Genomic DNA, 26,116 nt, shown 5'->3' on the forward strand with positions numbered 1-26,116 from the left:
GAAACATGAGAGAGTTTATACACCAATTGAAGGAACAAGTATTAAATGGGTATTTAATAACAAGAGAAAATGCAGCAGAATTATTAAGCTTATCAATAGAAAAAGAGGAAGATTTGGAGGAATTGCTGAAAGCAGCTAATGAAATTCGTGAAAAATTTTGTGGGAACTTTTTTAACCTTTGTACTATTTTAAATGCAAAATCTGGAAGATGTTCAGAAAATTGTAAGTACTGTGCTCAGTCAGCTCATTTTAAGACAGCAGCAGAAATTTATCCTTTAGTAATGAAAGAAGAAGCTCTGGAAGCAGCAAAAGAGGTGGAAGCAGAAGGGGCTCACAGATTTTCTCTAGTAACAAGTGGAAGAGGTCTGAATGGCGGAGAAAAAGAATTAGACCAATTAGCCGAAATTTATCAATATTTACAAGAAAATACAGAATTAGATTTATGTGCCTCTCATGGAATTTGCAGTAAAGAGGCTCTGCAAAAATTGAAAGATGCAGGAGTAAAAACTTATCATCATAATTTGGAAAGTTCGAGAAGATTTTATGGAACAATTTGTACTTCTCATACTTTTGACGATAGAGTAAATACAATTAAATATGCACATGAAGTTGGATTGCAGGTATGTAGTGGAGGGATTTTCGGATTAGGAGAAACAGAAGAGGATCGAATTGATATGGCTTTTGATTTACGAGAATTAGGAGTTCATTCTATTCCAATTAATATTTTAACTCCAATTCCTGGAACACCTTTAGAAGATAATGAAGCTGTAGATCCAAGAGAATTATTAAAAGATATTGCTATTTTTCGATTTATCTTACCAAAGGTATCAATTCGATATGCAGGTGGAAGAGTGAAACTTGGAAAATATGCAAAGCTTGGATTAGAAGGTGGAGTTAACTCTGCTTTGACTGGAAATTTCTTAACTACAACAGGAAATACAATAGAAAGTGACAAACAAATGATTAAGGAGCTTGGATATGAATACTAAAGGGTATTTTATCATAGGAACAGATACAGATATTGGAAAAACTTTTTGTAGTACTTTGCTATATCATGGAGTACGAGAGAAAAAAGGAATGTATTACAAGCCGATTCAGAGTGGAGGAGTTTCTAAAAATGGAAAATTATATGCTCCTGATGTTTTGTCCCTATGTCAAATTGAAGGAATAGATTATCAGGATGAAATGGTAACTTATGTTCTAGAGGCAGAAGTCTCTCCCCATTTGGCAAGTGAATTAGAAGGAACAACAATTGAAATTGAAAAAATTAAAAAGAATTTTATGAAACTTTGCGAACAATATGATTATTTGATTGTTGAGGGAGCAGGAGGTTTGCAGGTACCGTTGATTCGTGATAAATATCATATTTATGATTTGATTCAAGATTTTGGTTTTCCAGTAGTTTTAGTAAGCAGTGCAAAAGTAGGATCTATTAATCATGCTGTATTGACAATAGAATCTTTAGAAAAACTAGGGATCCCTTTACATGGAATTATTTTTAATCGAGTAAAAGATACAGAAGAAAGTAAAATCTATGAAAAAGATAATATAGAGATTATCTTAAAACATTCTCCTACAAAGAATCATTTAGTTGTATTGGAAAATGCAGAGAAAATCCAAGATGAAAAATTAAATTTATTTTTAAAAGGAGAGGCAAATGGCTAAGAGAAGTCAATTACAGGAGAAAGATTTAAAATATGTATTTCACCCTTGTGCTCAAATGAAAGATTTTGAAGAAACGCCCCCTTTGATTATTACCAGGGGAGAAGGATTATATTTATTTGATGAAACAGGGAAAAGATACATGGATTGTATTTCCAGCTGGTGGGTTAATTTATTTGGACATGCAAATCCTAGAATTAATGAAGTTGTTTATAACCAGATTAACACTTTAGAACATGTTATTTTTGCAAATTTTGGACATAAACCAGCAATTGAGTTATGTGAACATTTAGTGGAAGTTCTGCCAGAAGGAATCAATAAATTTTTATTTGCAGACAATGGTTCTTCTTGTATTGAAATGTCTTTAAAATTAAGTTTTCAATATCATTTACAAACAGGAAATCCACAAAAAACAAAATTTATTTCTTTAGAAAATGCTTATCATGGTGAAACTATAGGAGCTCTTGGGGTAGGAGATGTGGATATTTTCACAAAGACTTATCGGCCTTTGATTCAAGAGGGAAGAAAAGTTCGAGTTCCATATTTAGACTCTGCAATGTCAGAAGAAGAATATTCAAAATATGAACAGGATTGTATTTCAGAGTTGGAAAGTTTGATTAAAAATAACCATCAGGAAATTGCATGTATGATTATAGAGCCTATGGTACAAGGAGCAGCAGGAATGAAAATGTATTCCAGCTATTATTTACAAAAAGTAAGAGAATTGACAAAAAACTATAATATTCACTTAATTGATGATGAAATTGCAATGGGATTTGGAAGAACAGGAAAAATGTTTGCCTGTGAACATGCAGGGATTACTCCTGATATTATGTGCTTGGCAAAAGGATTATCTAGTGGATATTATCCAATTGCTCTTGTTTGTATTACAAGCGATATTTTCAATGCATTTTATGCAGATTATAAAGAGGGAAAATCTTTTTTACATTCTCATACTTATTCTGGAAATCCTTTAGGGTGCAGAATAGCAGTAGAAATTTTAAAAATTTTTAAAGAAGAAAATATTATGGATATGGTGGGAAAAAAAGGAAAATTTTTACAAGAGAAGATGAAGGAATATTTTCATGAAAAAAATTATATAAAGAGCTATCGACATTTAGGAATGATAGGAGCAATTGAATTGAAAGAAATTGAAGGAGTGGAACGAGTTGGCCGTCACATAGCAGCTCTTGCTCTGGAAAAGGGAGTGTTAATACGACCAATTGGAAATATTGTCTATTTTATGCCTCCTTATATTATTACAGAAGAAGAAATAGAAACAATGTTGCAGGTTTGTCAGGAATCAATTGAAGATTTTTTAAAGACAGTATAGAGAGGGGAGGATAATTAGAATGAAAGTAGAAAAAGTATGGGCTGCATATTTTAGTGGAACTGGAACAACAGAAAAAATAGTATGTGGACTTGCAAAATCCTTAGCAGAAAAATTAGAGGCAGAATTTTGCTGTTTTGATTTTACTCTTCCTAAAGCAAGACTAGAGAAGAGTCCATTTCAGAAAGAAGATCTAGTAGTTTTTGGAACGCCTACAATTGCAGGAAGAGTACCAAATGTTTTATTAAAATATTTGGCAACTGTAGAAGGAAGAGGAGCTTTAGCAGTTCCCATTTCTCTTTATGGAAATAGAGACTATGATGATTGTTTGATAGAGCTCCGAGATATTTTATTTAAAAATGGATTTTATCCCATTGCAGCAGGAGCTTTTATTGGAGAGCATTCTTTTTCCAGAATTTTGGGAGCAGGTAGACCAGATGTAAAGGATATGGAGATTCTTCAAGAATTTGCAGAAAAAATTGTAAAGAAAGTAGAAACAGAAGATAAGTCTTTAATTGAAGTAAAAGGGACTCCTGAACCTTATCGTTGGTACTATCAGCCACGAGACCGAAAGGGAAATCCTGTAGATATCCGTAAGGTAAAACCTTTGACAAATGATAATTGTACAGATTGTAAAATTTGTGCAGAAGTTTGCCCTATGGGCTCTATTTCTTTTGAAAATGTAAGAGAAGTTCCAGGAATTTGTATCAAATGTTGTGCTTGTATTAAAAAATGTCCTGAAAATGCAAAATATTATGAAGATGCAGGATATTTATATCATCAACATGAATTAGAAGAAGAATATACAAGGCGAGCAGAGCCAGAATATTTTGTATAAAAATTTTAAAAATAATTTTAAAGATATTTTTAAAATCTATAATTTTAATAAGTGTTCGTGTTTATCTATATACACGAACACTTATATAACACTATTATAACCTTTAAAATTTAAATTTTCAAGTTTATTTTTTTTAAAAATTATTTTCAAAAAATATAAAAGCACTTAAAATATCCTATATTTCAAGATTTTTGTTCATGTATATAGATAAAAGAGAACTTTATATTTTATAGGAGACAAAAGAGAATAAAGTTATACAAGTCAAAAAATTGCAAAATCTCCTGATTTAACTGTAGTAAATAGCATTAAAGAAGGACAATATTAAGGATAGCAGCAGTATTTTTAATTATATATGGTAATATGGTTTTAAAAATCTTGTAAAGCTACATTATATTATTTAGGAGGTACAAATGGAGAGTATTGTTAAAGTATTATTTTCTAATGGAGTTCTTATGATTTTTCTGGCATTAATGCTGGGATATCTATTTGGGAGAATATCTTTTGGAGGACTGAAGTTTGGAACATCAGGAGTTTTAATAGTAGCCCTTATATTTGGGCACTTTGGAATGAATGTTCCTGGTATAGTTGGTTCAATTGGACTAGTTTTGTTTTTAGGATGTGTTGGGTTATCAGCAGGACCATCTTTTGTTAGTAATCTTAAGGCTAATTTCTGGGGATTCTTAGGTACATCTTTTGCAATTTTGCTATCAGCTGGGTTAACTGTAGCAATGGCAGTTAAGTTTTTTGCTATTCCTGTTGACTTAGCATTAGGAATTGCAGCTGGAGCTTTGACTTGTACTGCTTCTCTTGCAGCTACTGTTGAAATTACATCATCAACTGTTGCAAGTGTAGGTTATGGGTTAGCATATGTTTTTGGAATAATAAGTATAGTAATGTTTGTACAGATTATTCCTAAATTTTTAAAGGTCAATATTAAAGAAGAGAATGATAAAATGATAGATCCGCCTTTATCTGAAAGATTATCTAGTTTAAAAGACCTAAAACTTATAATAGTTGATGGACCAGGAGTATTTGTTATAGCATTTGCAATAGTGATAGGGGTTATAATTGGTTCTATAAAGATACCTTTAGGTTCTGGAACATTTTTCTCTCTTGGAAATGCAGGAGGAACAATTATTGCAGGTATTATAGTGTCTGCCATTGGAAGAATCGGAAAAATCAGTTTACAGCCTGTAAAAACAACACTTATGCCTGTAAGAGATTTAGGAATTTCTCTTTTTCTATTACAAAATGGAGCAAAGGCAGGGGCAGGATTTGTGGAAACTATATCTAAATATGGTATAAAATTATTTGTAGTTGGAGTAATTATGAGCTTAGTTGCAATTATTGCAGCTTATATAGTTGCTAAAATGGTATTTAAAATGCCATTATTTGCTGCTCTTGGAGCAACAACTGGAGCAATGACTTCAGCACCAGCATTGAATGCTCTTATTTCAGTTTCTAATGATGACAGAGTAGCAGCTTTTTATGCAGCTTGTCAACCGGTTGCAACAGTAGGGCTTGTTATATTACCACAAATTATGGTTTCTATTTTAGGATAAGTAGGAAAAAAAGCTATTGTTAAAAAGTATAGTGAATTTAGAAACTGGACTTTAAAAATTTACTAAAAGGATTAATTTCTGATTAACACAGAAATTAATCCTTTTTATATTATTTACCATATTTGTTTATTAACTTGGGTAAATCTTTCCATATAAGTACTGTTGACATAGCAGAAGTATTATCAAAATAATTGATGAAGTCATTCAGATAAACAGCACCTAAATATTGATAAATCTTTTCAGCTTTATCATTTCCTCTGAGAAAAGATACAGTCATACTACCATAATTGTTTTCCAAAGCAAATTCAGCAGTTTTTATAATAAGGGATTTTCCAACCCCTTTACTTTGAAATTCAGGTGATACATGGAGTGAATCTAAATAAAGGCATTTCTTTATATGTCTATAAGGTTTACTAGCAGCAAAAGAGGTAATAGTTCCTGCATCATCTAAATGAACAAAAATAACATTGCTATCATTTTCTAAATATTCAGTCCATTTTTTCTCTCCCTGTGCATATGTTAGAGAGTTGAGATAATCATCTGGAAGAATATTTTTATATGTTTTCCTGCGACTGTCTATATAAATTTTGGAAATAATTTCTATATCATTTTTTTTAGCTTTTCTAATCATTTCAACTCCTTTTTTAGACATACCAGCAAAAATTATTATTGATTATATACATATTAAATTGATACAAAATTCAAAGTAAAAAATATATTTAAAATATAATTAATCTAAATAGTTTGCTTTAGTATATATTTTTTCATGAGATAATTTGTAAGGTAAACTCCTTTTTTCTCTATCAGTTGCTCCTTTACCAGTAAAAATCCTATCCTTTCAAAGAAAGGTTTAGCAGTGACTGAAGCTTCTGTTATTATTGTGCATATACATATATTTTCAGCATATTTTTCAAGTTCTTTAACTATAGAAGATGCAATTCCTCTATGCTGATAATCTTTATGAATAAATAATCTGTTGAGATAACCATCTTTTTCTATATCACCAAAACCAAGGATATCTCCATTTTTTTCAGCTACAATAGTAAAATTTTCAGAAAGAGATTTCTGCCAGATATCATATTTTTCTTCAATATAATTATCAGGAGCCCATACAGAAAGTTGTCTATCATTATAGTCTTTTCTGTTAATAGTTCTTACAGTATCATAGAAAAGTTTTAGCAAATTAAGACAATCATCAGACTTATATTTTCTTAATATCATAGGCTCACCTCTTTAGAATATTATATAACTAAAATTGAAAGAAGACAATAGAGAGAAAACTAGTAAAATTGAATTATATTTTAAAAAAAGTAGAATTTTTGAATTTATATTATTATTTATCTTTAATTATTTTAAAAAAATGTATATTTTTTAAATTTTAATTCTATATATCTTGATATATTTTGAAAAAAATGTTACTATTTAAGAATAGAGGTGATAAAATTATGGAATATAATTTAAAATATGAGAGTTTAATAAATTTGTTTTATAAAAAAGCAGATATAGAAAAAGAATTAGAAAAAAGACTTTCTAATTACTCAACATTTAAAACAGGATTAAATATAAATCCATTTAATCATGAAAAAAAACAATTGGATAAAACATATGAGCTATTTTATATTTTTTTACTGGAAGCCTCTTTATTTCAAGAAAAAATATTTAGTAATAGTAAAAAAATTACTGAAATATCAAATCAATTACCAGAAGCAGCTAAAGAAAGCTGTTTAATGGAAATAATGGTAAATGAAATAGTAAAAACTAACGATATTGAAGGGGTAGTAAGTACAAAAAAAGAAATATATGATGGAATAAATTATAAAAAAGGAAATAGATTTTCTGGGATAATAAAAAAATATTCAGAGATAAAAAAACAAAAATTTACAACGATAACATCTGTTGAAGAAATTAGAAAACTGTATGATTCTCTATTTTCAGAAGAAATATTAAGCAATCCTGAAACTAAATTAGATGGGAAATTATTTAGAAAAGAGCCTGTTTATATAAGAAATGGAATTAAAAAAATTCATGTTGGAGATTTATCTGAACAAACCATATTAGAAAATTTGAACAAATTAATAGCTTTTATGAATAATAAGGAAATTCCGTTTTTATTAAAAGCTGCAATAACACATTATTTTTTTGAATATATACATCCTTTTTATGATGGAAATGGTAGGTTTGGAAGATTTCTGTTTTCTATGTATTTAGCTAGAAAATTAGATACTTTTACAGGAATGTCACTTTCTTATGCAATAGACTTAAATAAAAAGAAATATCTTGAAAGTTTTTTAGAAGTTTCAAATCCAAGAAATTATGGAGAAGTAACTTTTTTTGCTAAAAATATTTTAGAAATAATAATAGAAGGGCAAAAAAATATAATAAATCTTTTAGAAGAACGAAAAGATAAATTAGATTATGCAAGAGATATTATTACTGGTTTTAAACTTGATGAAGAAAAAAGTAAAATTCTTTTTTATCTAATACAAGTATATATTTTTTCAAATTATGGAATTTTAAAAGATATAGAAATAGGTGAATATATGAAATTAAGCAGACATTCTCTGAATAAACATATTAAATATTTAATTGAGAATGAGTATATTGTACAAATTTCAAAAAGACCTTCTATTCATACAATAAGTGACAGAATAAAAGAAATGATAGATTGATCTAATACTTTATAAATTGAAAATACTATAAATAAAAAAAGGAAGCTAATTTAAGCTTCCTTTTTTATTTTTCTCCTTTTATACCATCTTCACTTATCTTTTGTCTGAACACTTCTATATATGAAAAATCATTTTTGCTGTATGTTATCTTCAGTGAAATATCTTTTCCATCGCACACAGTTGATTCTCCATCTTTTAAAGAATAGATTTTAATAAGAAACTTTAAATTAGATGGATATTGACTTTCTTTTTGTGCAATCTTCATTACCTCCATATGAAGTTCGAAAAGTGTTTTGAACTTCTTTTTAACAGTGAGATAAGCTTTCTCAACAGGAGTATTTTTTAATAAAAGCTGTTCCAGATAGACATCAAAATTCCCTGTGAAATTTTTTAAAGCATAATCTGTATTCTTTCTAACATATTCTTCTCCATGTTCAGCTAGGGCTTTTAACACAATAGAATATATTTCAGTGAAATTAGTAACTTCTTTTCTTATTTTTATCATAATATCATTTATTATAGCAGTATTACTGGTTTCAACTATCTGTTTTTCAAGAGTTATTCCCAATATTTTTGCACTTTTATAATCACCACTTTTGTTCTTAGTGTATAAAAGTGGAAGATATCCATTTTCCTCAAGGTCTTTCAATACTGGCATAAGAAGATTTTTTTCAATATCATAATATCTTTTATATGAATCTTTGATTTCAAGAAGATGCCTTAAAGTTTCCATAGGGATATATATACTGCTTTCAGGAGATTTTTTTACATACTGATACAGACGATATGAAAATTTTTCTTTAAATGTGAGAACTTTATTAATTCCAAGCTTCTCATAATTAGTTCCTTTTTTAAAAGAACTGGCTATTTCGTCAGGAAATATCAAAGTAATCTCATCATCAGATATATAAAAAGACTGAAGGATACTCAAGTAAGATAAATACTTAGAGCTGTCTGAAAAAAGAATGATGTATTTATTCATAAAGGAATTAAGAAATTTTATTCCCTCCTCCTGAGTTTCAAAATCCAGATATTTTAAAAATTCTCTAAGGGAAAGAGTTACATTTTTATCTTTTATAGCTAAAGTTTTGATAAGATTTCTCTCTTTTTTATTGAGATGTTTTGAAAATTCTACTTGAATATCTCTTTGAAGTATATCAAAATTCATAAAAATCTCCTTGTTGAAAAATTTTTTTATATTTTTGAATATTTTTTTTCTGAAAGTTAAACGAAATAAGATAAAAACATTTTCGTTATATCTATCAAATCATACCATATACTATATTTTATTTCAAGAATAATAATTAAATTAGAACTTTAAAAACGATATACGGTCATAAAAATGTGAATTTTGACATTTTATTTCACTAGTGCTAATATAAGTGTGACCTTAAAAAATCAAAAATATCAAGGAGGTAGTGAACATGGATTTAGATTTAGAAGAAGTGGCAATGACAATAGTAGGTAACGCTGGTGAAGCAAGAAGTTTAGCTTATGAAGCATTAAGAGAAGCAAAAACTGGAAATTTTGATAAGGCAGAGGAACTTTTAAAAGAATCAAGAGAAAAATCTCTTGTAGCTCATGGAATGCAGACAGAACTTATATGTAATGAAGCAGATGGAAATGGAATAGCTATGAATCTTCTTATGGTTCATGCTCAAGACCACCTTATGAACTCAATTCTGGCTAGAGAATTAGTTGAAGAACTGATAGATGTATATAGAAGAATAGGAGTGGAAAAATAATGAAAAAATGGGCTATGATAGCTACTTGGAGAATGGCTGTTGAAGGAGTTGCTCTGGGAGCTGATATATTAAAGAATGGCGGAAAATGTCAGGATGCTGTGGAGAGAGCAATAATGGAAGTTGAGGATTATCCTTTTTATAAGTCAGTAGGATATGGAGGACTTCCAAATGAAGTATGTGAAGTTGAGCTGGATGCTGCTTTTATGGATGGAAAAACACTTTCTATTGGAGCAGTTGCTGGAATAAAAGATTATAAAAATCCTGTGTGTATAGCAAGAAAACTTAGTGCAGACAGATTCAATATATTTCTTGTAGGAGAGGGAGCTGAAGCTTATGCTCACAAGAATGGATTTATAAGGCAGAATATGCTTACTGAAAGGGCAAAAAAGACTTGGGAATTGAGAATGAAAGAGATAACTGAAAAAAATCTTTCACCTTATGATGGGCATGATACAGTGTGTATGATAGGGATAGATTCAGAAAAAGATATGGCAGCAGCGACTTCTACAAGCGGCCTTTTTATGAAAAAAAGAGGAAGAGTAGGAGATTCCCCTGTATCTGGTTCGGGATTCTATGTGGATAATGAAGCAGGAGGAGCAGCAGCTACTGGACTTGGAGAAGATATAATGAAAGGCTGCCTTTCTTATGAAACAGTTCAAAGAATGAAAAGAGGAATGTCTCCTTCAGAGGCAGCTCAATCAGCAGTTATTGATTTTTCTGAACAGCTGAAAAAAAGAAGAGGTCACGCAGGAGCTATATCAGTTATAGCAATGAATAATAAAGGGGAATGGGGAATTGGTACCAATGTAGAATTTTCATTTGCTGCAGCTGACCCAGATAATGAACCTAAGGTATATCTTGCAACTCTTGTAGGAAGGAATGAAGTAAAAATAGAGATAGCCTCAAAAGAATATATGGAAGCTTATAGAAAAAACATACAAAAACCATTGGAAGAAATATAAAAAGGAGACGATGATGAGCAAAGTTATAACTATATTAGAGGACAAACTTGTTCCTGTAGCTGCATGGATAGCACAGAACAAATATATCAATGGAATAAGAAGAGCATTTATAATGATGATGCCTTTACTGATGATTGGATCTATATTTTTGATGATTTCAGCTTTTCCTTTACCAGCATATCAAAGAGGTATGACTAATTTATTTGGTGAAGGATGGAAAAATGTTCTTGATATTCCTGTAAGTGCAACATTTTCACTTATAGCTTTATATGTAGCTTTTTTAGTAGCACAGCAGCTGGCTAAACAGTTTGATCTTGACAGCATTGCAGTAGGACTTTTATCTTTAGCTTCTTTCTTGATTCTTACTCCATTGGGACATTCTACTGAACATGGAGCAGTTATCACATTTGACTGGCTTGGAAGCAAAGGAATGTTTGTAGCAATGGTTATTGGAGTAATAACAGTAAAGATATTTCAATTTTTCGTTAATAGAAATATTCTTGTAAAAATGCCAGATGGTGTGCCACCAGAAGTTATAAAATCATTTGAAGCTTTAATTCCTGGAACAGTTATTTTAGGAGCAGCTCTTATTTTAAGACTTCTTATGATGCAGACAGAGTATGGAACAATACATGATTTTGTATATAGAATGTTGGCTCTTCCATTAAAATCTCTTGGAACTTCATATATAGGTTCTATATTTACAGTTTTTGCTATATCAATACTTTGGTCTGTTGGAATAAACAGTGGTTCTATGGTTAATGGATTTGTAAGACCTTTCTGGTTGGAAAATCAAGTGGAAAATATAGCTGCACTGCAAGCTGGACAGCCGCTTCCTCATGTAATAACTGAACAGTTCTTTGACATGGTATGGATGGGAGGAGCAGGAGTTACACTCTCTCTTCTGCTGGCAATACTTATCTTTGCAAAGAGTAAACATATAAGAAGTGTTGGAGCTATTGGAGCCATTCCAGGAATATTTAATATTAATGAACCAATTCTTTTTGGGCTTCCAATAATTCTTAATCCTATTATGCTTATACCATTTAATCTGGTAGCTATGGTAATGGTAACTACACAATATATAACAATGAATCTTGGGATTGTATCAAAACCTCTAGGGATTGCTTTTCCATGGCCGACACCAGCAATAATCAGCGGATTTATAACAGTAGGTGATATTTCAGGAGCCCTTATTCAAATAGTAAATCTTATTATTGGAGCAATGATTTACCTTCCATTCCTTAGAATAATAGACAAGGCAAGTAAAAAAGAGGAAGATGAAATGGAAAGATTAGAAAAATTAGAAAAAGAAGGAAAGTAATTAGAGTTTAAGATAAAGAATCAGGAGGGAAACAATGAAAAAAATATTATTATTATGTGATGCAGGAATGTCAACAAGCCTTATGGTTAAAAAAATGAAGGAAGCTGCTGTAAAAAAAGGGATAGAAGCTGAAATCAATGCTTTAAGTATAGCAAAGTTCCAAGAAAATCTTGGTAACTATGATGTATTTCTATTAGGACCACAAGTAAAATATAAAAAAGATGAATTAGCAGCAGTAGCAGCAACAGTTGGAAAAAAAGTAGAAATCATCAATACTATGGACTATGGTATGATGAAAGGAGATAAAGTTTTAGAACTTGCTCTTTCTTTGATAGACTAATTTCATTACAGGAGAGAACTATGGATATAAAAGAATATATCGATATACATTTCAATGATGCTTTAAAAAGCATCATTGAAATTATAAGAATAAAAACTGTAAAAGCAGAGAAAGCAGGAGATGCTCCCTATGGAACAGAACTTAAAAAAGGCTTAAACAAGGTATTGGAAATAGCTCAAAGTCTTGGATTTAAAGTGAAAAATCTAGACAACTATATTGGATATGCTGAATATGGAGAGGGCGAAGAATATGTAGCTGTTTTAGGGCATATAGATGTAGTTCCTGAGGGAGATGAAGCCAGCTGGAGTGTACCCCCATATGAAGGGTGTATAGTGAATAATCAGCTTACAGCAAGGGGAGCTATCGATAACAAAGCTCCTATCATATCAGCTCTGTATTCTCTGAAAGCAGTAGTGGATACACATCCGAAATTCAATAAAAGAGTGAGGGTAATATTTGGAACTAATGAAGAGAGCGGAGATGAAGATATCAAATATTATCTGGCAAGGGAAAAAGAACCAAAGTATGCTTTTACTCCAGATGGAAGATTCCCAGTAATATTTTCTGAAAAGGGGATATACACATTTTCATTTAGAAAAAAGATAGACTGGAAAAATTCAAAATTGATAGAGATAAAAGCAGGAACAAGATCAAATATAGTACCTGAAAAATGTATAGCTAAAGTAAGAAATATACCTAAAGAGAATATAGAGAAAGCTCTTAATGAAATAAGAATGTCGTCTAAAGCGGAATATACAGTAAATTATGAAGGGGATATAACAGAGATAATCTGTACAGGAATATCAGCTCATGCAAGTTCACCTCATAAGGGGGTGAATGCTCTTTTAGGAATGTATAAATTCCTTGATCTGATCATTAGGGAAGAGGATGCAGCAAAAGGATTTATATCATTTATTTCAGATTATATTGGTGAAAGTTCAGATGGAGAGAAACTAGGTATAAAAACTGTCAATGAAGAAGTAGGAAATCTCACAATAAGTGCAGGAATAACAAATATTAAAGATGATGAGATATTTGTAAAATTTAACATAAGATATCCTGCTTCTATAGATGAAAAAACTCTTGATTCAAGATTGAAAACAGCAGGAGAAAAAGAAGATATTATATTTTTTAAAGAAAATCATAATGCACCTCTTTATTTTGAAAAAACTCATCCTTTGGTAAAAGAATTACAAGAAGTATATATAGATGTAACAGGGAGAGATGAGGAACCTGCTGCATTAGGTGGAGGAACTTATGCTAAACTGATGCCCAATACAGTGGCTTTTGGTCCTAATTTTAAAGAATATAATGGTAAACCTCACAGCTTTGACGAATGTATGGATCTTGATATGCTGAAACAGGGAATGGAAATATATGCAAGGGCTATATTAAGGCTTGGAGCATTAGTTAAATAAAAAGAGTGATATTAGTGACTGAAAGAGTTAGATTTCTTTCAGTCATTTTTTTTTATAATTGCAGCTTATTATAAATAAAATCTCTTATTAATAGGATTGTATTTCCTATTTAGAATAAATAATTATTTTTTTTAATATAAACTGAATTATTTCTATGACTACATATAAAAATTTTAATATATAAAATTTGAAATGAAAGAATAAAAATGTTATTATGCAGATAAAGAATACAAAAAAGGAAAGGAATGATATTTATATGGTAACAATCAATGATGTCGCAAGAGCAGCAGGAGTATCTAGAGGAACAGTATCCAATGTTATAAATAATGTGAAAGTAAGGGAAAAATCATATATAGCAGTAAAGAAAGCAATAGAGGAACTTGGATATGTACCTAATCAATATGCAAGAGCTTTAAAAACCAATAGAACATATACTGTTGCTTTAATTATACCTACTATATGGAATCCATTCTTTTCAGAACTCACTTTTTATGTGGAAAAGGAACTTAGAAAAAGAGGATATAGAATGTTCCTGTGTAATTCAGATGATGATTATAGAATTGAAGTTAAATATCTTTCAATGGCAAAAGGAAATAAAGTAGATGGAATAATATGTGTAACATACAGTGAAATTGAGGAGTATATGTCATCTCATATACCAATGGTATCTTTAGAAAGAGAATTTAATGATGATATTCCATATATTACCTGTGATAATACTGGAGGAGGAAGGTTAGCAGCAGAAAAACTGATAGAGTTTGGATGCAGGAATCTTATATGCATAGGAAGAAGTTCTTCTAAAAATAAAGCAGTAAAAGACAGGGTAGAAGGATTTAAGGAATACTGTATAAAAAATAGTATTTCTCATAACATATATTTTGAAGAGAATATTAAAGAGGATTTTGATACGTGGATAAAAGAATATATAAAAGATAGATTTGGGTCTGGAAAAAAAGCAGATGGAATATTTACTGTAACAGACAGATATGCTGAAAGAGTAATAGATATCCTTGAGAAATATGGAGTTAAAGTACCTGATGATGTTCAAGTAATAGGATATGATGGAGCAAAAAGCTATAAAAATGAAATAATAAAAATAACTACCATTAGACAGCCTATAGAAAAAATGGCTGAAGAAGCAGTGAGAGTTTTAGATAATCTTATATTAAAAAATTCTGTGGAAAAAATAGATATTCTTCCAGTTTCATTTATACAAGGAAAAACTGCAAGGAAAATATAGAACAGATATGGAATCTGATCTCAGTGATAAATCAATGAAATTATTTGGTTCAAAGATAAAATAAATATAAAAAATATAAATCAGGTCTTGCTTTTTTTGAAAACCTGATTTATAATAAATTAAAACTTGAAACGTTCAAAGTTGACTAAAAATACAAATTTAGTTCTTGTATAACTGAAATAGAACGTTAAGTTAAAATAGGAGGGTGGGAGATGGATTATAAAAAAATTTCACAGGAAATATTAAGAAACATAGGGGGAAGAGAAAATATAGAAAATGCTGCACATTGTGTAACTAGACTTCGTTTGGTATTAAAAGATACTAGTAAATTTAATAAAGAGGAACTGCTGAAAGTAGAGGGAACAAAAGGAGTTTTCTTAAATAGTGGGCAGTTACAGATAATATTTGGAAGTGGGGTAGTAAATGAAGTTTTTGATGCTTTTACAAAGGAAGCAGGAATTAAAGAAGCTTCTTTAAATGATATAAAATCAGCAGGAATGAAAAAAGAAAATTTAATGAAACAAGGATTTAAGGTGTTTTCAGATATATTTATTCCAATAGTGCCAGCATTTGTGGGAGCTGCTATGATATTAGGAGTAAAGTCTGTATTGACTACAGCAGGACTCTTTGGAATGGATGGAGCACTTGCAGATAAATATGAAGTTATAGCGGGATTTGCAACATTTCTAACAGTAGTGGCTTCAACTTTTGCTTTTTTGCCTTTACTTGTAACATATTCAGCAGTGAAAAGATTTGGAGGAAATCCTATATTTGGTATAGTTTTAGGATGTACTATGCTCTATCCTACACTTATGGATGCCAATGTATTTGCTCTTGGAAAGGAAGTACCACAGTATTGGAACTTATTAGGTTTTTCCATCCCAGCAGTAGGATTTCAGGGAGGAGTATTTCCAGCTATATTGTCATCTTGGTTTTTAGCAAGAGCTGAAAAATTTTATTTAAAAATTGTACCACAAATGGTTTCATTTATATTTGTTCCAGCTCTTACTCTTGTATCTTCAGGATTGGCTTTGTTTCTTGTATTTGGACCAATAGGGAATGCTTTAGGAACAGGACTTGGAACGATCATAGATTTTTTGTATAGTTCTTGCGGACCTTTTGGAGCATTTATATTTGCAGGGGCTCTTCAACCTCTTGTGGTTACTGGTACACAACACGCTATTCAAGGAATAGAAGCGAGTCTTGTAGCACAAACAGGATTTAATTATATTCAGCCCCTATGGTCAGTCTCTATTATTGCTCAAGGTGGAGGGGCTATTGGAATGTATATTCTGGCTAAGAAAAAATCAAAAGATAGAGAGATAGCTATGTCATCATTTATACCTACACTATTTGGAATATCAGAACCAGCTATATTTGCTGTAAATCTTAAAGATTCTTCAATTCCGTTTTTATGCTCTATACTTGGAGCGGGGTTAGCAGGAGCATATATGAAGATATTTGATGTGAAGGCTATTGGTTTTGCTCTTACAGGACTTCCAGGAATTACTATAAGTAATCCTCCTACATTGATACACTATATAATAGGAAATTTTTTGGCTTTTTCTCTTCCTATCATATTTATTGTTTCATATAATAAGATGAAAAAAATAAAATAATAAAGGAGTAGAAATGAAATTTTTAAAAGTTGAAAAATATACATATTTAGAAGAGAAACATAAAGAATATTTAGAAAAATTAAAAAAATATGTACAGAGAAGTAAATATATTCCTAAATTCCATATTTATCCTCCATGTGGTCTTCTGAATGATCCAAATGGTTTGGGATATTTTAGGGGAGAATATCAACTATTCTATCAATGGTTTCCATTTGGAACAAGTCATGGAATGAAACACTGGGCAAGAGTGACCTCTAAAGATATGAAAGATTGGAAGTGGCAGGGAGCCGCTTTAATACCTAATCAAGAATATGAGAAAAATGGATGTTATTCCGGAAATGCTATTGAAAAAGATGGAAAGTTTTATCTTTTCTATACTGCTAATTATAAAACAGAAAATGGGAGAATACCTAAGCAAGCAGTAGCAGTAATGGATAATGAGGGAAAAATAGAGAAGTATTCAAATAATCCAATAATAGATGGAGCTCCAGAGGGATTTACTGGTGATATAAGAGATCCCTTTGTATTTGAGAAGAATGGGGCATATTACATGCTTTTAGGAGGAAAGACTGTAACAGAAAATGGAGAACTGCTTATTTATAAAAGTGATAATCTTTTAAATTGGAACTATGAAGGAATATTGGATATAGGAATAGAAGGTCTTGGATATATGTTTGAATGCCCTGGATATATAGAAATTGATGGTAAAGGGGTATTGATATTTTCTCCTATGGGATTGAAAGCACAGGGAGATCGTTATCACAACCAATTTACTTCTTTATATATGATAGGAGAGCTTGACTTAGAAGAAAAAAAATTCAAAGCAGGATATTATGATGAAATAGACTGCGGATTTGATTTTTATGCACCACAAGTATTTTATGGAAAAGATGAAAAACCTTTAATGATAGGTTGGTTTGGATGTGGAGATCAGCAGCTTCCTACTGATAAGGATATGTGGAGACATGGACTTACTATGCCTAGAGAACTCCATGTGAAGAATGGAAAGTTATATACCTTGCCAGTTAAAGAAATAACTTCTCTCTATATGAAAAAGGATTTATCAGAAGTGACTGGAAGAAATATACTTGGAGAAACTTTTGTTACTGAGGGAATATTTAGGGCAACAGAGGGAAATAAAATTTTAAAGTTTGGAACTGATGAGGATAACTTGAAATTAAAGATAGATTTTTCTGAAAGAAAAATAACTCTTGATAGAAAAAATTTAAAACAAGCAGTAGACCCAGCATATGGATATGAAAGAAGTTGCTCTTTTGAAAGTTGTGAAGAACTTCATTTGAAAATATATATAGATAACAGTTTTATAGAGATTTCTGTAAATAATGGGGAGAAAATGATTTCAGCAAGATTTTTTCCTGTTTAAAAAGGAGAGAAGAATATGTATGATATTACAGCTTTAGGAGAATTATTAATAGATTTTACTTCATGTGGTGTATCAGAAGCAGGGATGAAAACATTTGAACAAAATCCTGGAGGAGCTCCAGCTAATGTACTGGCAGCAGCTCAAAATTTTGGAATGAAAACCGCTTTTATAGGAAAAATAGGGGCAGATATACATGGAGATTTTTTAAGAAAAGTATTAGAAAATAAAGGAATAGAAACAAAAGGGCTCATAAGTGATTCCAAATTTTTTACAACTTTAGCCTTTGTTTCATTAGAAAATGGAGAAAGAAAGTTTTCTTTTGCCAGAAAACCCGGAGCTGATACAAAACTTGAAATATCTGAACTTAATTTAGAACTTATAAGAAACAGCAGAATATTTCATTTTGGTTCTCTTTCTTTAATAGATGAACCTGTGAGGAGTGCAACTATATCAGCTGTAAAAGAGGCAAAGAAAGCAGGGGCAGTTATTTCATATGATCCCAACTATAGAGCTCTTTTGTGGGAGACTAAAGAAGAAGCTATGAAAGAAATGCGTTCAGTTATTAAATATGTAGATATAATAAAAATATCTGATGAAGAAACCTATCTTCTTACAGATTGCTGTGATCCAAGTGAGGCAGCAGCACATTTGATAAATCAGGGAATATCTTGTGTAGTTGTCACTTTGGGAGCTGATGGAGCTCTTTTAAAAACTAAGGATTTTGAAGTGAGAGAAAAAGGCAGATTTCGTCAGGCAGTAGATACAACAGGGGCAGGAGATTCTTTTTGGGGAGGAATACTTTTCAAATTTATTAAATGTCAGAAAAAGATTGATGATATTTCAAAAGAGGAAGCAAGAAATTTTTTAAAATTTGCCAATGAAACAGCAGGAATGTGTGTGGAAAAAAGAGGGGCTATACCAGCTATGCCACTATTGGAAGAGGTATTGAAGAATCTCTAGGGATAAGAGAGAATAGTTCAATTATTAAAAAAATTAACTTGAATTTTCATGGCAGTGATACAGTGCATTTTAAAAGTTGTTTTTTATATTATTCTATATTTTCAGCTTCTTTCATAAATTATTCTTCCATATTAATCAGAGTATATAAAAAAGATATTTTTATTAAATTAATTGAAAATAGTCTATTTTATAAAAAATAATTTAAAACAGGATTAGAGAAAAAATATAAGATTTGAAATGAAAGAATAAAAATGTTATTATGCAGATAAAGAATTGAGAAGTTTCACAGGAGAAAAAATGAGTGAGATATGGAATCCGTGGCATGGCTGTTATAAAAAAAGTGAAGGCTGCATAAATTGCTATATGTACTATTTAGATGCTCAGAGAGGACAGAGAAGTAATATAGTATATAAGGTAAAAAATAATTTTAATCTTCCTCTGAAAAAAGATAGAAAGGGAAACTATAAAATAAAAAAAGGGACTCTTCTTTATACTTGTATGACTTCAGATTTTTTTCTGGAAGAAGCAGATGAATGGAGAAAAGAAATATGGGATATGATGCGTATCAGAACTGATATTGTTTTCTGGATATTAACAAAAAGACCAGAGAGAATAAAAGAGGTACTTCCTCCTGACTGGAATAATGGCTGGGATAATGTCTGTATTAATATAACAGCAGAAAATCAAAAGAGAGCAGATGAAAGAATTCCAATTCTTTTAAAACTGCCATTTAAGTATAAAGGAGTAGTAGCAGCTCCTCTTTTAGAAGAAATAAATATAGAAAAGTATCTGAAAGATGGAATAATAAATGATATAAGTGCCAGTGGAGAAAATTATGCTGGAGCCAGACCTTGTAATTATGATTGGATAAAAAGCCTTTATGAACAGTGCAGGAAATATGATACAACTTTTAGTTTTTTTGAAACAGGAGAGTATTTTATAAAAGATGGAAAAAAATATCATATTCCTAAAAAACTACAAGGGGAACAGGCAAGAAAATCAGGATTAAATTATAAGGGAAAGAATTCTTCAATAATACTTAAAGAAACATCTGAAGATGAACAGATGAAATTATTTGATTAAAGAATATGTAAGCTTTTATAATATTTATCAAAGAACTTTAATTTTTAAAGTTCTTTTTTAAAATTCCTTTTTATTTCATATGATACAAATTTAATCCAGTTTTTTACAGGTTTAAGAATTATAATAAAATAAATATTTATGAGAGAATTTATTTTTTATGAAAAAAGAAAAAAGAATCTCTCTTTTTTTTTATATCTATTAAAATCTCACTAATTCAAAAATATTAAATGTTTTTATATAAAATGTTAATTTTTAAAATGATAAAAAAAATTCTTTTTTCAAATAAAATTTGTTACTTTTATTTTATGTTTTTATTTTTAAAATAATTCTTTAAATCTATATTTTATTGTTTTTTGTATTTTTGAATTAATATCAATTTTATTAAAAATAAAATTATCAAAGATATAAAAAAGTTATCTTTGTTTTCGAAAAATCTAATTTTTTTTTTAATTTCATAAAAAATTTAAGTTTTATTAAAAAACAAAAAATAAAAAGTTGATATTTTTTGATTTTTATATTATAATAAAAATAGCACACAAAAATTAATATTTTTTGTGTGCAGAAATAACTAAAAAATTTTAGTTATTTTTTTTAGTATAATAAAGAATATATGATTACTCATATATTCTTTATGGGAAGGAATTTTGTATTGTTTTTTTAATACTTGAATATTTAATGCAATAGGGAGAGTCAAATGAAAAAAAGTATATTAATAATGTTTGCTATAAAGGCAATCATTTCTTTAGGAGCAACAGTGGAAACTGACCAGACTTTGTATTATTCACCTGTTAATCGTGGTGATGATGTCAAGGTAACTACTACTGTTGCAGCAAAAACTGGTCCATTGCAAGGATTTGGAGCCTATCTTAACAATAGAGACTACTATCTGAACAATGCTGAATTTACAACTTCTGGGTCTCAAGCTGATGCTGTGAGAACCAATGGTGGAAGTAACTATTTTTATGCTAATAATTTGAAGATTAACACTACTGGAAGCAGTGCTGATGCCATAAATATGGGTTCTAATAATTATGATACTAAATATACAGATTTAGTTTATGTAAAAAGTAGTGCTGATTTGACTTCAAAATCAGGGGTTACTGTAAGAGCTAATAATTATTTTAATGAAAATTCAAAGAGTATTGTTATTCTGCCAGATAACTCTATTCTTAAAAATACGTATGCCTATACAGCAGTAAATAGTACTGAAGCTCAAGGTTATACTGTTTATGCTGGTAATAGAGATAAAGATATAACAAACTTATCAACAACTGAGTGGTTAATCAATGGAAAAAATAATAATACAAAAGGAAAGGCTTTTGTCTTTGTTGGAGATAATGCAGAAATAGAATCTAATGCTAAAAAAGGTCATGCTGTTTATGCCAATAAAGGAGGGGTAGTACAGCTTGGAGATAATGCAGAAATTACTGCTAATGGAGTAGATGCATATGCTATATTTGCCTCTACAGAACAACAGGGAACTCATACTGATAATATAAGACCTGGAAAAGTTTATTTAGAGGGAGGAGCTATTCTAAGAGCAGAAAACAGTAGTCATGTTATTCAAGCTAAAGGAGAAAACTCAGTTATAATGAGTGGCTATCTTGCTGATCCTTCTATAGATCCTGATACTTATTCTAGAGGAAGTGATATAAATATTGATGAAAATACTGTTACTTCATCTTCTGGAAAATTTGATATATCAGGAAATATTTCTGCTATTGAAGGTGGATATGTTTCATTAAATATGGATGATAATTCCAAATTTATTGGATCAACTGAACTAGATTCTGGATATGATTCTAAAATAAATTTAAAAATATCAGGAAATGGAAGTGTTTGGGAAATGGATAAAGATTCTTCCCTAACTTCACTTACTCTTGAAGATGGAGCTGTATTAACTCCATTTAGAAGTTCATCTACAGAAACAACTTCATATACTTTAATCGGAGATGTTAACAACAATGGAGGAGTAATAAATCTTTCATCAGTTTCCAATAATGAGTTTGATGTTTTCACTATTAATGGAAATTATCATGGTGCTAATGGTTATATTGTTTTTGATACAGAGTTAAATGATGATACATCAGGAACAGATAATTTGATTATCACAGGAGATACATCAGGAACAACAAAAGTAAAAGTTAATAATATAGGAGGAACTGGAGCTGAGGCTCTGGAAGGAATAGAATTAATATCTATAATGGGAAATTCTAATGGAGAATTTGAAAAAGATGGGCGTATAGTGGCTGGGTCTTATGAATACTTTTTGAATCGTGGAAATGGAACTACTACTGATACAAAAAATTGGTATTTAACAAGTACTCTTCCAGCTCCACCAGTAACTCCACCAGTAACTCCACCAGTAACGCCTCCTGTTACACCACCAGTAACGCCTCCTGTTACACCACCAATGGTTATACCAGATCCAGAATCAGAAATACCATCAGTGGTAGAAGAAAAGAGACCAGTATATAGACCAGAATCAGGAAGTTATCTGGCAAATAATGCTGCTGTAAATACTTTATTTCTTCATAGCCTTCATGATCGTCTTGGAGAAACTCAATATACAGATGCTCTTTTAAATGAAGACAAAGTGTCAAGTATCTGGGTAAGAAATGTAGGTGGGTATAATACATTCAGAGATAGTTCTGATCAACTAAAAACTACAAGTAAACGTTATGTTTTACAAGTAGGAGGAGATATTGCACAATGGAGTACAAATGGTAAAAATCGTTATCATTTAGGAATAATGGGAGGATATGCATTTAATCACAGTAAAACAGATTCCAATGTAACTAAATATTCTTCAAAAGGAGATGTAACAGGATATAATATAGGACTGTATGGAACATGGTACGCAAATGAAGAAGATAAATCAGGAATGTATACTGATACTTGGGTTACATATAACTGGTTTGACAATGAAGTTCGTGGTGATGAACTTGCTAACGAAAAATATTCTTCAAAAGGAGTTACTGCCTCAATAGAGAGTGGATATAGCTTCAAAATAGAAAATGACCATTCAGACAGAAAAACATATTATGTACAGCCAAAAGCTCAAGTAATATATATGGGCGTGAAAACAAAAGATCACAAAGAAGAGAATGGAACATTAGTAGAAAATAAAGGTGATGGAAATATACAGACACGTTTAGGGGTAAAAGCCTATGCAAATAATTTTTCTTCAGTAGATAAGGAGAAAAACAGAGAATACCAGCCTTTTGTAGAAGTAAACTGGATACATAATACAAAAGATTATAATGTAGTGATGGATGGAGTAAATAATAAACAAAAAGGAACAAAGGACATAGGAGAAGCTAAAATAGGAATGGAAGTAAAAATGAATCCTAATTTAAGCCTGTGGGGAAATGTGGCTCACCAATGGGGCGGAAGTGGTTATAGAGATTCAAGAGTGACTGTTGGAATAAAATATTCATTTTAATAAGGAGATACCTCAATGAATGAGAGAAGAAAAAGAGGGAGACCAGCTGGAAGCGGTAAAAAACCACATTTCATTTTAGGATGCCGTGTTTCAAAGGGAGAATATGATTTTATAAAAGAAAGTTTAAATGTACTGAAGAAAAAATATAAAAAGAAAAACAAAATTCTCTTGGCACTTTTTGAAAATTTAGAATAATTTTTATGAAAAAATTCGTATTACAGGGGAAATAACTGTGAAAATAAAAAATGAAGTAGTAGAAATTGAAAATGAAAATTTAAAGGAATATAGAATCTTTGGAAATAGATTCACTCAAGAAGAATATAATATTATATCAAATGGGTTAAAAAAATTGAAAAAAGACAATTTAAATAATACGGATATATTACTGGCTTTATTAAAAAAAAAGGTACGAAATACTTTAAAAGATAATATATACAAATTAAAAAATAAAATTTATATTTTAGAAAATAATGAAATAGAAAGAGTTTTAAAATTATATTTTTTAATCAAGTACAGAGCTTCTATTTTACCGCATTCAATTAAAAAAAGGAGCGGAATTATCAGTTTTGAGTTTATCAATACCTCTAATGAGAAATATGTTGTAGTTATTTTTGATAAAAATAAAAAAAAGTTTAAGGAAAAACTTATTTCTTGCTCCAATAAAGGAAGAATAATCCTTTGGGATCCGGCAAATATCTGCCAGATAAAAGACATTGAAAAAATAGATGCAGAAGATGTTAACTTTTTTATAGATCAATTTAAACATATAATATTTTCTTAAAATATATAAAATAAAAAACACTGGAGATATTTCCAGTGTTTTTATTTGAATTAATTCATCTAAGTTTTTCTATAATTATATTATCTTTTATATTTATTCTAGGTTCTGAATGACCCAGTTTTTTTACAATTCTCATTCTGTAACGTGTTATAGCTTTTCCTATGGCTTGTTCTTTAGTGTCTGCGTTTACTATCATAAAAAACTTACTAAAGTAAATATCATTTATTATGTTTATTTTAAAATTGCTCATTATTTCACCTCTTGAGTTTTTTTAGTGATATTACAAATAGTATTTATAAAGGCTTTTCTTTATAATATTATATCATGTTAATAATAAAAAAATAAGTATTTACAAATATATCTTTAATTTTTTATGAAAATAATCTAAAAATCTATTTTTTAAATAAAATATAGGTAAAATTAAAAAAAGATTGGATTATAAAAATATTTGCATTATAATATATTTGTATAATCAAACAATAACAGGAGGATATTATGAAGGAAAAGATTGAGGAAATATTGAAAAATGGGGAAGGAGCATCATTGTCAAAAATATCTAAAGATTTGGAGATATCTTTTATAGAGGTATTGAGACAGGCACCAGCACCAACTGTAAGGAAATATGATATATCTAAGTTAGATGAACTTTTTGATATATTGAGAAGCTGGGAAAAAGTATTGTTACTGGTTGTTACACCTAGTTTCGTTTTAGAAATAAAAGATAAATTTCCAAAAGGATTTTATTCTCATGGATTTTTAAATTTTCATGATGGATCATCTTCTATAGGGGGACATTTATCAGCTTCTAAAATAAAAGAAATATTTGCTGTGGAAGATATGATGTATGGAAGAAAAAGCTGCTCTATAAAATTCTTTGGAGAAGATGAAAAAGAAATATTTGCTGTTTATGTTCCAAGAGATGAAAAGAAAGAACTTATAAAAGAATGTTTAGACAGCTTCAATAATTTATAATAAAAAATTAATTCAAAAAATAAAGAAAGCAGTTAATAAAAAACCGCTTTCTTTATATCTATATTATAAAACATCTTGGGGAAAGATTTATTATGTTTTAAGTATACCGTTCTTTTGTGGCATTTGTATTACAAACATAAGAATTTTAAAAAACATCTAGGAGGTAGCAGAATGAGAAAAAGTTTATTAATGCTTGCATTGGTGAGCAGTCTTGTTTCATATGGTGCAGAATTTAGAAATGGTCTCTACAGAGGAGTATTTGTATCAGGTCAGGAAACACAGGTTGAGGTGCAGTTTAATTTAAAAGATGATATTGTAAGTAATCCTAAATACAGAACGCTTGCATATAAAGGAACTGACTATTTAAAAGAAAAATCTGTAGCTGATCAGAAAGAAAGATATGAGACTATTTTAAAATTCACAGATGGAAAAAAATTTAAAGAAGTTCTAGAAAAACTATACAAACCAGAAGAAATAGAAGTAGCTGGAGCTTCTGTAAGAGGAACAAAAATAAGGGCTGCAATGCAGAATGCTGTAAATAGCGGAGTATATAAACCTGATTAAAATAAATTAATCATAGTGAACCTGAACTGTTGGATAAAATCCAATGGAACAGGTTCTTTTTTGTTATCTCCTGTTAATTGATGTTAAGCAGAGTTAAAAATAGGAGTTTATCTCTTGATTTTAAGAATTAAATGGATATAATATTATTCACGTATATAGAATTGTATATTCTGCATATGAAAAAAATCTGGGAGGAAAAATGAAAAAAGTTATTAAAA

25 protein-coding genes are annotated in these 26,116 nt (G+C 29.9%); 21 read left to right on the plus strand and 4 right to left on the minus strand.

Annotated elements, in window-relative coordinates:
* Positions 1-5: 5 nt before the first annotated feature.
* From bioB to E6771_RS04000, 5 genes are all read left to right on the plus strand, one after another.
* Positions 6-989: a biotin synthase BioB gene (gene bioB, locus E6771_RS03980; protein WP_316089814.1), complete on the plus strand. Its 984-nt coding sequence runs from the start codon at positions 6-8 to the stop codon at positions 987-989.
* On the plus strand, positions 979-1,665 hold the full coding sequence (gene bioD, locus E6771_RS03985; RefSeq protein ID WP_316089815.1) for a dethiobiotin synthase: 687 nt from the start codon (positions 979-981) through the stop codon (positions 1,663-1,665). Before bioB ends, bioD begins: the two co-directional genes overlap by 11 nt.
* Positions 1,658-2,995, plus strand: a complete 1,338-nt coding sequence (bioA, locus tag E6771_RS03990) for an adenosylmethionine--8-amino-7-oxononanoate transaminase (RefSeq protein WP_316089816.1) — start codon at positions 1,658-1,660, stop codon at positions 2,993-2,995. Before bioD ends, bioA begins: the two co-directional genes overlap by 8 nt.
* A 19-nt stretch (positions 2,996-3,014) precedes the next feature.
* Positions 3,015-3,830 (plus strand): EFR1 family ferrodoxin, encoded by an 816-nt coding sequence (locus E6771_RS03995; protein ID WP_316089818.1) that lies wholly within the window; start codon positions 3,015-3,017, stop codon positions 3,828-3,830.
* Between the two features lie 410 nt (positions 3,831-4,240).
* Positions 4,241-5,392: an antiporter gene (locus E6771_RS04000; protein WP_316089820.1), complete on the plus strand. Its 1,152-nt coding sequence runs from the start codon at positions 4,241-4,243 to the stop codon at positions 5,390-5,392.
* Between the two features lie 109 nt (positions 5,393-5,501).
* Here the strand turns inward: E6771_RS04000 and E6771_RS04005 are convergent, their stop codons facing one another.
* Positions 5,502-6,023, minus strand: a complete 522-nt coding sequence (locus E6771_RS04005; RefSeq protein WP_316089821.1) for a GNAT family N-acetyltransferase — start codon at positions 6,021-6,023, stop codon at positions 5,502-5,504.
* 104 nt (positions 6,024-6,127) lie between these two features.
* Positions 6,128-6,613 (minus strand): GNAT family N-acetyltransferase, encoded by a 486-nt coding sequence (locus E6771_RS04010; protein ID WP_316089822.1) that lies wholly within the window; start codon positions 6,611-6,613, stop codon positions 6,128-6,130.
* Between the two features lie 224 nt (positions 6,614-6,837).
* On the opposite strand from E6771_RS04010, the gene E6771_RS04015 reads away from it, so the two are divergent.
* Positions 6,838-8,061, plus strand: coding sequence for a Fic family protein (locus E6771_RS04015; RefSeq protein ID WP_316089823.1), 1,224 nt, complete (start codon positions 6,838-6,840; stop codon positions 8,059-8,061).
* A gap of 64 nt (positions 8,062-8,125) precedes the next feature.
* Here E6771_RS04015 and E6771_RS04020 read toward each other — a convergent pair whose 3' ends face one another.
* The gene (locus tag E6771_RS04020; protein WP_316089826.1) at positions 8,126-9,229 is read right to left on the minus strand and encodes a replication initiation protein; all 1,104 of its coding nucleotides are present in this window, start codon (positions 9,227-9,229) and stop codon (positions 8,126-8,128) included.
* Between the two features lie 256 nt (positions 9,230-9,485).
* Between E6771_RS04020 and E6771_RS04025 the strand changes: the two genes are divergently transcribed.
* The 13 genes from E6771_RS04025 (at position 9,486) to E6771_RS04085 (ending at position 24,362) form a co-directional block, all read left to right on the plus strand.
* Positions 9,486-9,806: a PTS lactose/cellobiose transporter subunit IIA gene (locus E6771_RS04025; RefSeq protein ID WP_005951865.1), complete on the plus strand. Its 321-nt coding sequence runs from the start codon at positions 9,486-9,488 to the stop codon at positions 9,804-9,806.
* Entirely contained in the window at positions 9,806-10,768 is a 963-nt protein-coding gene (locus tag E6771_RS04030) for a N(4)-(beta-N-acetylglucosaminyl)-L-asparaginase (RefSeq protein ID WP_316089829.1), read from the plus strand. Before E6771_RS04025 ends, E6771_RS04030 begins: the two co-directional genes overlap by 1 nt.
* Before the next feature lie 13 nt (positions 10,769-10,781).
* Positions 10,782-12,092: a PTS sugar transporter subunit IIC gene (locus tag E6771_RS04035; protein WP_316089830.1), complete on the plus strand. Its 1,311-nt coding sequence runs from the start codon at positions 10,782-10,784 to the stop codon at positions 12,090-12,092.
* A 34-nt stretch (positions 12,093-12,126) separates the two neighbouring features.
* Positions 12,127-12,432 (plus strand): PTS sugar transporter subunit IIB, encoded by a 306-nt coding sequence (locus E6771_RS04040; RefSeq protein WP_316089831.1) that lies wholly within the window; start codon positions 12,127-12,129, stop codon positions 12,430-12,432.
* A 20-nt stretch (positions 12,433-12,452) separates the two neighbouring features.
* A complete protein-coding gene (gene pepV / locus E6771_RS04045; RefSeq protein WP_316089832.1) occupies positions 12,453-13,850 on the plus strand; it encodes a dipeptidase PepV in 1,398 nt (465 codons plus the stop codon).
* Positions 13,851-14,106: 256 nt separating this feature from the next.
* Positions 14,107-15,090, plus strand: coding sequence for a LacI family DNA-binding transcriptional regulator (locus E6771_RS04050; RefSeq protein WP_316089833.1), 984 nt, complete (start codon positions 14,107-14,109; stop codon positions 15,088-15,090).
* A 212-nt stretch (positions 15,091-15,302) separates the two neighbouring features.
* Positions 15,303-16,709: a PTS transporter subunit EIIC gene (locus E6771_RS04055; protein ID WP_316089834.1), complete on the plus strand. Its 1,407-nt coding sequence runs from the start codon at positions 15,303-15,305 to the stop codon at positions 16,707-16,709.
* A gap of 13 nt (positions 16,710-16,722) precedes the next feature.
* Positions 16,723-18,093: a glycoside hydrolase family 32 protein gene (locus tag E6771_RS04060; protein WP_316089835.1), complete on the plus strand. Its 1,371-nt coding sequence runs from the start codon at positions 16,723-16,725 to the stop codon at positions 18,091-18,093.
* Between the two features lie 15 nt (positions 18,094-18,108).
* Entirely contained in the window at positions 18,109-19,053 is a 945-nt protein-coding gene (locus E6771_RS04065; RefSeq protein ID WP_316089837.1) for a PfkB family carbohydrate kinase, read from the plus strand.
* Between the two features lie 297 nt (positions 19,054-19,350).
* Positions 19,351-20,136, plus strand: a complete 786-nt coding sequence (locus E6771_RS04070) for a DUF5131 family protein (RefSeq protein ID WP_316089838.1) — start codon at positions 19,351-19,353, stop codon at positions 20,134-20,136.
* Between the two features lie 694 nt (positions 20,137-20,830).
* On the plus strand, positions 20,831-23,581 hold the full coding sequence (locus tag E6771_RS04075; RefSeq protein WP_316089840.1) for an autotransporter outer membrane beta-barrel domain-containing protein: 2,751 nt from the start codon (positions 20,831-20,833) through the stop codon (positions 23,579-23,581).
* 15 nt (positions 23,582-23,596) lie between these two features.
* Positions 23,597-23,776 (plus strand): hypothetical protein, encoded by a 180-nt coding sequence (locus tag E6771_RS04080; RefSeq protein ID WP_316089842.1) that lies wholly within the window; start codon positions 23,597-23,599, stop codon positions 23,774-23,776.
* A 37-nt stretch (positions 23,777-23,813) separates the two neighbouring features.
* On the plus strand, positions 23,814-24,362 hold the full coding sequence (locus tag E6771_RS04085; RefSeq protein ID WP_316089843.1) for a hypothetical protein: 549 nt from the start codon (positions 23,814-23,816) through the stop codon (positions 24,360-24,362).
* A 55-nt stretch (positions 24,363-24,417) separates the two neighbouring features.
* Here E6771_RS04085 and E6771_RS04090 read toward each other — a convergent pair whose 3' ends face one another.
* Positions 24,418-24,612: a hypothetical protein gene (locus tag E6771_RS04090; RefSeq protein WP_316089845.1), complete on the minus strand. Its 195-nt coding sequence runs from the start codon at positions 24,610-24,612 to the stop codon at positions 24,418-24,420.
* Positions 24,613-24,857: 245 nt separating this feature from the next.
* On the opposite strand from E6771_RS04090, the gene hutX reads away from it, so the two are divergent.
* Both hutX and E6771_RS04100 read left to right on the plus strand, forming a co-directional pair.
* Entirely contained in the window at positions 24,858-25,334 is a 477-nt protein-coding gene (hutX, locus tag E6771_RS04095; protein WP_316089846.1) for a heme utilization cystosolic carrier protein HutX, read from the plus strand.
* Positions 25,335-25,505: 171 nt separating this feature from the next.
* A complete protein-coding gene (locus E6771_RS04100; protein ID WP_316089847.1) occupies positions 25,506-25,898 on the plus strand; it encodes a hypothetical protein in 393 nt (130 codons plus the stop codon).
* The last annotated feature ends 218 nt before the right edge of the window (positions 25,899-26,116 follow it).

The sequence above is a fragment of the Fusobacterium sp. genome (genome assembly GCF_032477075.1).
Lineage (GTDB): Bacteria > Fusobacteriota > Fusobacteriia > Fusobacteriales > Fusobacteriaceae > Fusobacterium_A.